Consider the following 11804-nt stretch of genomic DNA (forward strand, 5'->3'; position numbering starts at 1 on the left):
GGGGACGGGGACCCGAAAAGCCGGGCTGTCAGCCTTCGGCCGGGAGCCTGGCCGGCAGCCGGCTGAGGCCTTCCACGAGGTCAGCCTGGCTGCTGCAGAGGGCAATCCGGATCCAGCCCTCGCCGATCGAGCCGAACGCGGTGCCGGGGGCAAAGGACACCCCGGACTCGGCCAGGAAACGCCGCACCCAGGCGCGGACATCCCCGCCGCTGACGTGGGACACATCCGCCCACAGATAGAAGGCCCCCTGCGCGGTGAGGAACGGGATCCCCCTGGCAGCCAGGACCGCCGAGGCAGCATCCCGGTTGGCCCGGTAGTGCGCATGGGCGTGGCTGACATAGTCCTGCGGACCCGTCAGTGCGGCCAGCGCCGCGTACTGCGAGGGCGAGGCGACACAGGAGACAATTGCCTCCATCACGTTGTTCATCCTCTGCTCCAGGCCGGGCGGGCAGATCAGGGCCCCGATCCGCAGCCCGGTCAGCCCGTAGGTCTTGGAGAGTGTGAGCGAAGTGAACACGCGGGCTTCGCCGGGGACGTCGCTGTCAAAGCGGGCCGGGCTCACATGGGGAACGTCGTAGGTGAACGCCTCGTAGCATTCGTCGGAGATGATCCAGAGATCGTGCCGGACGGCCAGCGCCACGAGGCTGCGGGTGAGTTCCTCGCCCAGGACCGCGCCCAGCGGGTTGGACGGCGAGTTGAGGATCAGCACCTTCGTCCGCGGGGTGATGAGCTCCTCGATGTCCCGGATCCGGGGCTGGAAGTCGTGCTCGGGATACAGCGGATACTGCACCGGGACTGCGTGCAGCAGGCTGCTGGTCATCGCGAAGGTCGGGTAGCCCGGGTTGGGAATCAGGACCTCGTCGCCGGGGGAGAGCAGCAGGCTCATCGCGAAGTGCAGGCCCTGCTGGGCGCCGTCGACGACGTACACCCGGTCCGCTCCGACCGGCGTCGCGTGGTGTTCCCGGAACCTGGCTGCGAACGCCTCGCGCAGGGCCGGGATGCCGGCGTTGGGGGTGTAGTTCGTCTCGTCCCGGTCCAGGCACGCCATCCCGGCCTCAAGGATGTGGCGGGGGACGGCAAATCCCGGTTCGCCGATGCTCAGCACGATGGCGCCGGGGGTTCCCCAGGCGGCTTCGGTGATTTCGCGGATCTGGTTGATGGGAACGTCGCGGACGTGGGCGGCAAGCTCGGGCATGTCTGCCATCCTAACCGGCGCAGCTCGCGGTGCCGGGGGACACCGGCGCAGGGGGCGGCTCCGGCGCAGATATACTGGGGAGCGTGCTTTCTGGACTGGTAATAGTGGACAAGCCGCAAGGCTGGACCAGCCACGATGTGGTTGGACGGATGCGGCGGCTCGCCGGTACCCGAAAGGTCGGCCATGCCGGAACGCTGGACCCGATGGCCACGGGGGTTCTGGTGGTCGGCATCAACAAGGCCACCCGGCTCCTGACCTACATCGTGGGCACCTCCAAGACCTACACGGCCACCATCCGCCTGGGCGAATCGACGGTCACCGACGACGCCGAGGGCGAGGTCACCGCGACCCACAGCGCCGCAGCGGTCACCGAGGAAGCTGTCCGGGCCGGCGTCGCCGCGCTGACCGGTGAGATCGAACAGATCCCCAGCAGCGTCAGCGCCATCAAGGTCAACGGTGAACGCGCCTACGCCCGGGTCCGCTCCGGCGAAGAAGTCACCCTGGCCGCACGTCCGGTCACCATCCACCGCTTCGAGGTCCACGGGCTCCGCCCGGTGCGCGGCGGAGAGGCGCTCGACGTGGACGTCACGGTGGAATGCTCCTCCGGCACCTACATCCGGGCCCTGGCCCGCGACCTTGGCAACGCACTCGGCGTCGGCGGTCATCTGACGGCGCTGCGCCGGACCCAGGTGGGCCCCTACACGCTGGACCAGGCCCACACCCTCGAACAGCTCGCCGAAGAACTCGACGTCCTGGAAATGTCCAAGGCCGCCCGGGCGCTCATGCCCAACCGCGAACTCAGCGACGAGGAAACCACCGAGATTTCCTTCGGCCGCAGGATCGCCGCGGGACCGGCCGCCGGGACACCGGAAGCGGCCACGCCGGAGCAGCCCGCCGCGGGCTTCGCCCCGGACGGGACCCTCGTGGCCCTGCTCGCGGACAAGGGCAGCTACGCCAAACCGGTGCTGGTGTTCGCGCCGGACAATGAGAAGCGTGCGCCCAAGCAGCCGACGGCGGAACAGCAGGCCGGGCAGTAGTGGACGCGTACTTCTACATCATCCTGGTGGTCGGGCTGGTCTCCACTGTCATCTGCCTGACCGCCGGCATCCTCAAGAAGGCCCCGAACGACACGACGATCCTCTCGGTGGCCGCGGTCGAACTGTCCCTGCTGGTCTACCTGGCGGGCTCGATCGTGCGGGTCGCGGGCGGGGAACAGATCGCGGGGGAGCCGTGGGAGTTCTGGGGTTACCTGCTGACGGCCCTGATGCTGCCGGTTGGCGCGGTGTACTGGGCCGTCCTGGAACGCACCCGGTGGAGCAACTTCGTGCTGGCCGCCGTCGGCGTCACCGCCCTGGTGATGGCGGCCCGAATGAATCAGATTTGGTACTGACATGGAAGAGGCAGAAAACGTGACGGCGAAACCTTCGCACGAGGACACCGGAACGACGCCGGCACCGGCTCCGGCCGCCAGGGCTGCGGCCCCTGCGACGGCTGCTGCCCCGGCGGCAAAAGACACCCGCAATACCGGCCCGGGCCGGCTGCTGATCGCTGTTTACGCCGTGTTCGCGATTTCCGCAACGGCCCGGGCGGGATTTCAGATCCTCACCAAGTTCTCCGAAGCCCCCTTGGCGTATCTGCTCTCGGCTTTCGCCGCCGTCGTCTACCTGGTGGCCACGGTGTCCCTCGCGAAGTCCGGCCGGACCTGGTTCAAGGTCTCCGTTGCGGCGGTGCTCGTGGAACTGGTGGGTGTGCTGGTGGTCGGTGCGCTCAGCCTGTTCGACGCCGTCAACTTCCCGCATGAAACCGTCTGGTCCCTGTTCGGCCGGGGCTATGCGTTTATCCCGCTGCTGCTGCCGATCCTGGGCCTTATCTGGCTGTACCGCCGCCGTCCCGCGCCGAAGCGGGCCTGAACGCCTAGTCGGCGGGCTGGTCCAGTTCCTGGAACAGCGTGATCTGGAGCCCGGCAGGGCCGTTGAGCCGTGAGTTCACGGAGCGCCACGGTGTCTCCCGTGGTTCCGCGATGAGGGTGCCGCCGGCCTCCACCAGGTTCTGCGTGGCCGCCTGCGTGTCGTCAACCTCGAAGGCAACCCGGATCCTGGCGCTCGGCTGACCGTCGGCCTCCACCTGGTCGATGTACTTGACCTGCGCCGGGTTGGAGAGCTCCAGGGTGGCCCGGCCTGCTTCCAGGATCGTGATGCGTGCCTCCCCGTTGCTGGGGACCGCTTCACGTTCCACGAGGCCGAGGACGTCCCGGTAGAAGGTCAGGGCGGCGTCGTAGTCCTCGGTCTCGACGACGAGGCGCAGTTGCCGGACAGGACGCGGGGTGTGATTTTCGGTCGTCATAACCGAACCTTAGGACGGACTGTTCCGGTGCGGAATACCGCAGTTCCTAACTGCCGCCCGGGCCGGCGTCGTTGACCTGGTCCGTCCCGGCGTCGAACTCCAGCAGCCTTCGCTGCAGGCCCCGCCACGCTGCCCCGAAGCCGGGGTGCAGTTCCTTGTCGCCGACGAGCTCCACCGGAACCCACTGCAGCTCCAGGCTCTCCGGGTCGCTGATCTCCGGTTCGAAGGCCTCCACGACCTCGGCGACGACAGTCGTGTAGCTCCAATAACCGACGTCGAACACCGAGGTGAACAGCACCCGGACGCTCTCCGGCGGAACGGCAGCTTCTTCTTTGGCCTCGCGCAAAGCCCCGTGGACCGCTGCTTCGCCCTGGTGCAGGGCTCCGCCCGGGAGCCCCCAGGTGCCGCCCTGATCGCTCCACAAGGCGCGGTGCTGGAGCAGGACGCCCTTGGCCGGGTCGTGGACCAGCAGTCCAGCCGAACCGAACCGCCCCCAGAACCGTCCGCGGTCGCCCTCGACCCACGCGTCACCGGGATCGCGGGGTCCGAGGGGGCGTCGCAGCTCGATCGGGAGCTCGGTGGATTGTGCTGCGCCGGGCAGCGCGTTGTGGAGGAGTGCCGGGCTGGAGGTCGGGGGAACAGGGCTGTCCATGCCCCCAGTTTCCCACGGCACTCCTCGTCCCGGCCGGAGTGTGACTCCGCGGGGCCAGCCGGGACGCCAGGGTGGATCCCGCCCGTATCAGGGTCGAACAGCTCGATCCCGTTACTGTCACACCCCAAAAGTAATGTTGAGTCATGGAAGCCATTGGAGATTTCATCCCGGTACAGGCCAACCGGCCAGGCGCCGGGATCCTCCCTGGCGTTCCCCGGCTCGCGCCCGTTCCTGACGAAGCGGAGAACGCGGACCGTGCTCTGGACGGAGCACTTGCCCTCCTCCGCTCTTCAAACGGGACGGCGTTGACCCATGCGGCGCAGTTCGGAGTGACCGAAGCCTCGGACTTTGCCGGCCGCGTGGAGGAATTGTCCCGCATGGTCGATTACTTCCAGCTTGTGGCGACGGCGGCGGTCGACCGGACCCGAAGCCAGGCAGCGGCTGGAGCCAGGACTGCCGCCGCGAAGTTTGGTTCCAACGCGCCTGCCGGCTGGTTGACTGGCTGGAATACGGAGGCGAGTGGGCCGACGAGTACTCCCTCGGACCCCTCCTGGAACGAACCGGGAGGCGCTGATCTTTCCACGGGATGGGTGGACGACGGGTACCGGAACACCGTGGAGTTCCTGCGGGCACGGCTGCGGATCACTGCCGCGGAAGCCCGACGCCGGCTGGCCCTCGTCGCGGACGTCCTGCCGCGAACAGGCATATCGGGCCAGCCACTGCCGGCCGCGAAAGAAGAACTCGCGGCTGTGGTCGTCTCCGGGGACATCAGCTCACGGGCGGCGACCATCATCAGCCTTTCCCTGGACCGGGTCCGGCACGTGTCCGCCGCAGAGGATGCCGCCCGGATGGTGCACGCCCTCACCCGGACAGCGGTTGAGAACGACCCGGACTTCCTGACCAGGATCGCCAAACGCTGGACGGACGCCTTGGACCAGGACGGCGACGAACCCGACGAGCAGGAACTGCGCCACCGCCAGGGTGCCTTCATACGACGGGCACACCGTGGACTGCATCATCTGGAAATCTTCGCCACGACCGAACAGTTCGAACACCTACTCACGGTCATGAACACCGCCACCAACCCGCGGACCGGCGCCGCATCCGGGCCCGACGCGGACGACGCCGCCTCAGCAGAGCTGCTGGATCAGCGCACCCGGCCGCAGCGGCATCTCGACGGCCTCGTCGGTGGCTGTAAAGCTGCCCTCGCCGCCGGAGACCTGCCCGCCGCGGGAGGGCTGCGCCCGCAGGTGATGGTCACCATTGACTATCGTGACCTCCTGGACCGGCTGGGCGGCCCCGGCCCGGAGACTCGAGCCCCTGGCTCCAACGCCGGGACACTGATGTTCACCGGACCCATCACGGCCTCGACAGTGCGCAAGATCGCGTGCGACGCCGACCTCATTCCCATCGTGCTCGGGGGCAAGGGCCGGATCCTCGACATCGGCCGCGCCTCACGGGTTTTCCCGCCGCACGTCCGCAATGCCATCGCCGCGCGCGACCAGGGCTGTGCCTTTCCCCAGTGCACGATCCCGGCGCCCTGGTGCGAGGCCCACCACATCAACTACTGGTCCCGCGGCGGAAGCACTGGGACAGGCAACGGAACGCTGCTCTGCTCGCATCACCATCACGTAATCCACAAGGAACAGTGGACCATTGCACTCCGAAGCGGCGTCCCCTGGTTCATCCCGCCTCCGCACCTTGATCCTCGCCAGGTGCCGCGACGAAACCGCTACTTCCGCCTTGAATGAGGCTTGAGCTTCCACTGTTAGTGAGGTGGGAGCGTGGAACCTCGATCAGCCCACCGAATCGACGGCCTTGAAGGGGAGCGGGGTGCCGGCGTCGAACGGCACCGCGCCCTGTACCGGAGTCTGCGTGATCCAACCGCCGTCCTGTTTGCTGGCGTAGATAAGCATCCGCTGGCTCCGCTCAAGCGGATCACCGTCCGGATACAAGAATCCGGGGGAGCACGTCGGCGGCGTCGAAGTGATGCGGAGCGGTGCTGGACCCGGCTCACCCTTGAGGACAGTCTCAACGTCCAGGAGGTGGACGTTCGCCCTGTAGCCGTAGAGGGCTGTCTCCCCGTCCGCCCGGACGGGTTTGCTGATCACGACGAGGGCGGCGTGGTCGTACTGGGCCTGGGGCGTCTCGAAGCGGATCCAGTCGACGCACGTCTCGGAAGGCCCGGTGGGCAGCAGGGAGCAGCCACTCGCCAGGCCGCACGTCAGGAGTCCCACGATCGCCGCTTGCACTGGTCTTGGCATGCTCAGAACATATCCGCCACCGGACTTTCCCGCCACGTCCGGGCGGGCCGAAAGCCTCTGAACGGACGGCGGCGCACAGCTACGCTGGACTCATGGCTGGACTCAAGGCTCCACCGGCGCTGCGGAAGGCTGACCGTGCTTCGCTGCTAAGGGCCGTGAAGGCATTCCACACCTTTGCCTGGTTCACGATCGAGGCCTGCATGGTCTACGTCCTGTATGCCGGTGTCCGCGGCCGCACGGACCGGAGGGTTGGTGTGGCCGCCGGCGTCGTGACCGCCGAAACCCTGGTCTTTGCCGCCAATGGCTTTCACTGCCCGCTCACCGCCGTGGCCAGGGACCTGGGCGACGAGACAGGCTCAGTCACCGACATCTATCTGCCGCGGTGGTTCGCGCGGAACCTCCCGGGCATCCACGTTCCCCTGATCCTGGCCGCAGTGCTGCTGCACTTGCGGAACTACCGCGCCGCTGGCGGCGCCACCGGGCGTTGAAAGCCCCGCTACGGTGCCCGGGACCGTCGGGGACGGCCGCGGCGGGCCTACTTCTTCCCGAACAGACCGCCCAGGATCCCGCCGAGGCCGCCCGGGCTGCTCTCTTCGTTCTTCCGCTCCTCCGGCTGGCTCTCCGGGAGGTCGACCTCGATCACCTCGCCGGGGCGCGGTGCACCGCCGGTGGGCTGGCCCTGCGGGTAGGCCTGTGGTTCCAGCGTTGAGTCCCGCCGCGCGTCGGGAACGGCCGCCGGCGAAGACGGCTGGCCCCCGCCCAACAGCCCGCCCAGCAGATCGCCAAGCCCGCCCGTCCCACCGGCGCCGGCACCGCCGGCAGCGCCGCCGAGGATCCCGCCCAGAATTCCGCCGAGGTCAATGCCGCCGGCCTGGCCGGACCCGCCCGCGCCGCCGGACGCGTCTGCCCCGGACTGCCCGCGACCCCCGAGGACCTTGTTCGCGAGGTAGGACATCACAATCGGGGCCAGGATCGGCAGCAGCTTCTTGATCAGGTCCCCGCCCACGCCGCCGAGCCGGGATGCCCCGGCCAGCTGGCTGGCCACCCGGTCCTGCTGCCCGCCGAAGACGTGGCTCACGATCTTCTCGCCGTCCGCGGTGTCCACCTGCGAAACATCCACCCCACCGTCCATCAGCCCGTCCTGATGCTGGCTGAGCGCTGACTCCAGCGACGCGGCGCCGTCGGGGGCTTGAGCGTTCCCATGCATACCCGCCAGCAGCGTGGGCACGGCGGCCTCCACTGCGGCCTGCGCAGTCTGCCGGTCGGTGCCGAGCATGCCGGCAATCTGGTCTACCGGGATCTGCTGCAGGATGTCGTGGAGTTCGGTCATGGGGTACTCCTTCAGCCGCACCTCGGTGCGGGCTTCGCTGGAAACGGCGCCCGCGCAGACGCCGCCGGACTGTTGCCCTTGCATCGTAGTCCGGGCGTCCGGAACACGAAAGGACGTTGCACGGCGCCGGGCAGTGCCGTCGGGGGCGCGGGGCGTTTGCGGGTAATCTAGGAGAGTTCCGGAGCCGGCAGGTTCTCCGGAGGCGCACATGGCAGGTAGCAAAAGGCGAGGTTGATGGTCCACATCTGGAACGATCCGTCCGAAGTCCCGGCGGACTTTGGTCCTTCCGTCGTTACTTTCGGCAACTTCGACGGCGTGCACCGCGGCCACCAGCAGGTGCTCTCGCAGCTCATCCGCGTCGCCCGCCTGAACCATGCCAGGGCCGTCGCCATCACCTTCGACCCGCATCCGGCGCAGGTCCACCGCCCCGAATCCGCTCCCGAGCTGATCATGGGCCTGGAAGACAAACTGGTCGCGCTCGGCGAGCTGGGTCTGGACGCTGTACTCGTGATGAAGTACTCCCTCGAGCTGGCCAGCCTCACACCCGAAGAGTTCGTCGCCAACGTCCTGGTCGGCAGCCTCAAGGCAAGCCACGTGGTGATCGGCCACGACGCCCGGTTCGGCCGGGGCAACTCCGGGGACCTGGAGACCATGCAGGAACTCGGCAGGAAGCTCGGCTTCGAGGTGCTGGTTATCAGTGAGTTCGGCTCCGAAGGATTCCCGCTCCACGGTGAAGTGCACAACGACGGCGGCACGGACCGCCGGTGTTCCTCCACCTGGGTGCGCGAGGCACTGCGGGAGGGCGACGTCGCGACTGCCGCCGCCGTCCTGGGAAGGTCGCACCGGATGCGCGGCGAAGTGGTCCACGGTGCCGCACGCGGGCGCGACCTCGGCTTCCCCACCGCCAACCTCGCCCCGAACGCCAGCGGCTACATCCCGGCGGACGGCATCTACGCCGGCTGGCTCGTGGACCAGGCCGGCACGCGCTGGCCCGCCGCCATCTCCGTCGGCTCCAACCCCACCTTCGACGGCGTCAGCCGGCAGGTGGAGGCGCACGTGATCGACCGGCCGGAAGAGGCCGTCGAGGACTTCGATCTGTACGGCCAGACAGTAGTGGTGGAATTCGTCGCCCGGCTGCGGGGGATGGTGGCGTACCGTGGCCCTGAAGCGTTGGTGGACCAGATGCGCCTGGACGTGGTCCAGGCCCACAACATTCTGTTCGCGCGCTGAACCGCCGGGCTGGACAGCCTCGGGCAAGGAAGGCACAAAACGTGACGATTGAGAAAAACACCAGGGAACTGGACAAGGACATTGTCCGGGACTTCAGCTCAAAGATGAGCTACGCGTCCTACCTGCAGCTGCCGACGCTCCTGAGCGCCCAGCAGCCGGTCAGCGCCCCGGAGCACCACGACGAGATGCTGTTCATCATCCAGCACCAGACCACGGAACTGTGGCTCAAGCTGGTCCTGCACGAGCTCCGCAGCGCCGCCGCCTGGCTGCGCTCCGACGATCTCGGCTCGGCCTTGAAAGCCATCGCCAGGGTCAAGCACATCCAGAAAACCCTCACCGAGCAGTGGTCCGTGCTGGCCACGCTCACCCCCACCGAGTACTCGCAGTTCCGGGGCTTCCTGGGCAACTCCTCCGGATTCCAGTCCAGCCAGTACCGCGCCGTCGAATTCCTGCTCGGCAACAAGAACCGCAAGATGCTGCCGGTGTTCGAATCCGACCCCGAGGCCCACGCGATGCTGCTGGAGCTCCTCGAATCCCCGAGCATCTACGACGACTTCCTCGCCTACCTCAAACGCCAGGGCTTCGACGTTCCCGCCTCACTGCTGGAGCGGGACGTCACCCGGGCACACGAGTTCTGCGCCGAGCTCGTCCCGGTCTTCAAATACATCTACGAGAACGCCGCCGAGAACTGGGGCGCCTACGAGGCCTGCGAGGAGCTCGTGGACCTCGAGGACAACTTCCAGCTCTGGCGCTTCCGGCATCTGCGCACGGTGCAGCGCACCATCGGCATGAAGTCAGGCACCGGCGGCTCCAGCGGCGCTGCCTTCCTGCAGAAGGCGCTGGAACTGACCTTCTTCCCGGAGCTCTTCGCCGTCCGGACGGAGATCGGTCAGTGAGCGCCCTGCATCCGACGACGGCGGGCCCCGCGGCACAGGCCACCGCCGGCAACGACACAGCCCTGCTGCAACGCGCCCGGGACCTGGATGCCGCCGATCCGCTGGCCGACTACCGCGATCACTTCATCGGCACCGGGACGGAACTGTCCTACCTGGACGGCAACTCCCTGGGCCGCCCGCTCAAGCGCACCGTTACGGACATCAGCAGCTTCATCCAGGACAGCTGGGGCGGCCGGCTGATCCGCGGCTGGGACGAGGAATGGCTGGAGCTCCCGCAGTCCATCGGCGACCAGCTCGGCAGGGCCGTCCTCGGCGCCGCTGGGGGGCAGACCATCATCGCAGACTCCACCACGGTGGTGCTGTACAAGCTGATCCGGGCCGCGCTGGCCGCGGTCACGGACCCGGCACGCACCGAAATGGTGCTGGATACGGAGAATTTCCCCACCGACCGCTACCTCGTCGAGGGCATCGCCCGCGAGGAGGGCCTCACGCTGCGCTGGATCGACGCCGACCCCGCCTCCGGCGTGACCGTGGAGCAGGTGCGGGCCGCCACCGGACCGGCCACCGCCGTCGTCGTCCTGAGCCAGATCGCCTACCGTTCCGGTTTCCTCGCGGACCTGCCGGGCATCACCGCGGCCGTGCACGACGCCGGCGCGCTGGTGGTGTGGGACCTCTGCCATTCCGCCGGTTCGGTGGAGATCGCCCTGGACGCCGCCGCCGTCGACTTCGCCGCCGGCTGCACTTACAAATACCTTAACGGGGGACCGGGCTCGCCTGCCTTCGCCTACGTCAACGCCCGGCACCTGCCGGGCCTGCAGCAGCCGATCTGGGGCTGGATGGGCCGCAAGGACGCCTTCGAAATGGGGCCCGGTTATGAGGCGGCCGCCGGAATCCGCGGCTTCCTCAGCGGCACCCCGGCCGTCTTCGGAATGCTCGCCATGCGCGGCACCCTGGACCTGCTCGAGGAGGTCGGCATGGCCGCCGTCCGGGAAAAGTCACGTCTGCTGACCGGGTTCGCCGTCGAACTCCACGACGCCTGGCTCGCCCCGGCGGGGGTTGACCTCTCGACACCGCGGGATCCGGAGCTGCGCGGCAGCCACATCACCGTGGACCACCCGGCCTTCCGGGAGATGACCGCGGCGCTCTGGGAGCAGGATGTCATCCCCGATTTCCGGGCGCCTCACGGCCTCCGGATCGGGCTGTCCCCGCTGAGCACATCCTTCACCGAGCTGTACCGCGGAGTGGCCGCCATCCGCGAACGGCTGGAGCAGGGCCCTTCCGGGCAGCACCAGGACCGGCCGTTTCGACAAGATTAGCGGCGTGCCGGTAAACTAAACGTTGGATCCGGCTGCAGTCCGTGGCGGCTGGCTCTTGTTGTGTACGGAAAACTGCCTCTTTGGAGGAGAAGTGCCGCCGCAGCACCCCCGGCAGTGAGTTACTGATTCGGGCCTCACGGCACATCTCTAGGAGTTATTGTGGCACTTGAAGCCGCTGTAAAGACGTCCATCATCCAGGATTTCGCAACGTCCGAGGGCGACACCGGTTCGCCGGAGGTCCAGGTTGCAGTCCTGACTCAGCGGATCAAGGATCTCACTGAGCACATGAAGGTGCACAAGCACGATTACCACACCCAGCGCGGTCTGCTGGCCATGGTCGGTCGTCGCAAGCGCATGCTGACCTACCTCAAGAACACTGACATCACCCGCTACCGTGCGCTCATCGAGCGTCTCGGGCTGCGCCGCTAGTCAGCTTTAAGGGGCGGCCCCTTCCACGACGGAAAGGGCCGCCTTCTTCAAACAAAAACTCAACAGGAGGATCAACCGCATCACGCATTCGCGGTCTTCGGTAGTGACTTCCGGGAACGGCTTCAAGGAAATGTTGCCTTAGCCCGTGG

The 11804-nt window shown here is 67.8% G+C and carries 14 protein-coding genes; 9 read left to right on the forward strand and 5 right to left on the reverse strand.

Annotated features, from left to right (window positions below; translation table 11 throughout):
- Positions 1 to 28: 28 nt before the first annotated feature.
- Positions 29 to 1195, reverse strand: a complete 1167-nt coding sequence (locus ASPU41_RS12310) for a pyridoxal phosphate-dependent aminotransferase (protein ID WP_197515646.1) — start codon at positions 1193 to 1195, stop codon at positions 29 to 31.
- An 83-nt stretch (positions 1196 to 1278) separates the two neighbouring features.
- Here ASPU41_RS12310 and truB point away from each other — a divergent pair, with 83 nt between their 5' ends.
- The 3 genes from truB to ASPU41_RS12325 are packed head-to-tail and all read left to right on the forward strand — an operon-like array spanning position 1279 to position 3105.
- Positions 1279 to 2232: a tRNA pseudouridine(55) synthase TruB gene (truB, locus tag ASPU41_RS12315; RefSeq protein WP_083266691.1), complete on the forward strand. Its 954-nt coding sequence runs from the start codon at positions 1279 to 1281 to the stop codon at positions 2230 to 2232.
- Positions 2232 to 2585, forward strand: a complete 354-nt coding sequence (locus ASPU41_RS12320) for a hypothetical protein (protein WP_069951162.1) — start codon at positions 2232 to 2234, stop codon at positions 2583 to 2585. Before truB ends, ASPU41_RS12320 begins: the two co-directional genes overlap by 1 nt.
- A gap of 1 nt (position 2586) precedes the next feature.
- A complete protein-coding gene (locus ASPU41_RS12325; protein WP_069951163.1) occupies positions 2587 to 3105 on the forward strand; it encodes a hypothetical protein in 519 nt (172 codons plus the stop codon).
- 4 nt (positions 3106 to 3109) lie between these two features.
- On the opposite strand, the gene ASPU41_RS12330 is transcribed toward ASPU41_RS12325, so the two are convergent.
- Both ASPU41_RS12330 and ASPU41_RS12335 read right to left on the reverse strand, forming a co-directional pair.
- Positions 3110 to 3538: a VOC family protein gene (locus tag ASPU41_RS12330; protein ID WP_069951164.1), complete on the reverse strand. Its 429-nt coding sequence runs from the start codon at positions 3536 to 3538 to the stop codon at positions 3110 to 3112.
- 46 nt (positions 3539 to 3584) lie between these two features.
- Complete coding sequence (locus ASPU41_RS12335; protein WP_083266489.1) at positions 3585 to 4190, reverse strand: NUDIX domain-containing protein; 606 nt, start codon at positions 4188 to 4190, stop codon at positions 3585 to 3587.
- Between the two features lie 143 nt (positions 4191 to 4333).
- Between ASPU41_RS12335 and ASPU41_RS12340 the strand changes: the two genes are divergently transcribed.
- Positions 4334 to 5941 (forward strand): HNH endonuclease signature motif containing protein, encoded by a 1608-nt coding sequence (locus ASPU41_RS12340; protein WP_069951165.1) that lies wholly within the window; start codon positions 4334 to 4336, stop codon positions 5939 to 5941.
- A gap of 45 nt (positions 5942 to 5986) precedes the next feature.
- Here the strand turns inward: ASPU41_RS12340 and ASPU41_RS12345 are convergent, their stop codons facing one another.
- Complete coding sequence (locus tag ASPU41_RS12345; RefSeq protein ID WP_157356989.1) at positions 5987 to 6454, reverse strand: hypothetical protein; 468 nt, start codon at positions 6452 to 6454, stop codon at positions 5987 to 5989.
- A 92-nt stretch (positions 6455 to 6546) separates the two neighbouring features.
- Here ASPU41_RS12345 and ASPU41_RS12350 point away from each other — a divergent pair, with 92 nt between their 5' ends.
- Complete coding sequence (locus ASPU41_RS12350; RefSeq protein WP_069951167.1) at positions 6547 to 6942, forward strand: hypothetical protein; 396 nt, start codon at positions 6547 to 6549, stop codon at positions 6940 to 6942.
- 47 nt (positions 6943 to 6989) lie between these two features.
- On the opposite strand, the gene ASPU41_RS12355 is transcribed toward ASPU41_RS12350, so the two are convergent.
- Positions 6990 to 7784: a DUF937 domain-containing protein gene (locus ASPU41_RS12355; RefSeq protein WP_069952670.1), complete on the reverse strand. Its 795-nt coding sequence runs from the start codon at positions 7782 to 7784 to the stop codon at positions 6990 to 6992.
- 234 nt (positions 7785 to 8018) lie between these two features.
- Between ASPU41_RS12355 and ASPU41_RS12360 the strand changes: the two genes are divergently transcribed.
- The 4 genes from ASPU41_RS12360 (at position 8019) to rpsO (ending at position 11655) form a co-directional block, all read left to right on the forward strand.
- Entirely contained in the window at positions 8019 to 9014 is a 996-nt protein-coding gene (locus ASPU41_RS12360; protein WP_069951168.1) for a bifunctional riboflavin kinase/FAD synthetase, read from the forward strand.
- A gap of 41 nt (positions 9015 to 9055) precedes the next feature.
- Positions 9056 to 9910, forward strand: a complete 855-nt coding sequence (gene kynA / locus ASPU41_RS12365) for a tryptophan 2,3-dioxygenase (protein WP_069951169.1) — start codon at positions 9056 to 9058, stop codon at positions 9908 to 9910.
- A 5-nt stretch (positions 9911 to 9915) separates the two neighbouring features.
- A complete protein-coding gene (locus ASPU41_RS12370; protein ID WP_197515850.1) occupies positions 9916 to 11226 on the forward strand; it encodes an aminotransferase class V-fold PLP-dependent enzyme in 1311 nt (436 codons plus the stop codon).
- A 159-nt stretch (positions 11227 to 11385) separates the two neighbouring features.
- Positions 11386 to 11655, forward strand: a complete 270-nt coding sequence (gene rpsO / locus ASPU41_RS12375) for a 30S ribosomal protein S15 (RefSeq protein WP_069951170.1) — start codon at positions 11386 to 11388, stop codon at positions 11653 to 11655.
- Positions 11656 to 11804 lie beyond the last annotated feature (149 nt).

This window comes from Arthrobacter sp. U41, assembly GCF_001750145.1.
In the GTDB taxonomy this organism is placed as follows: Bacteria; Actinomycetota; Actinomycetes; order Actinomycetales; family Micrococcaceae; genus Arthrobacter.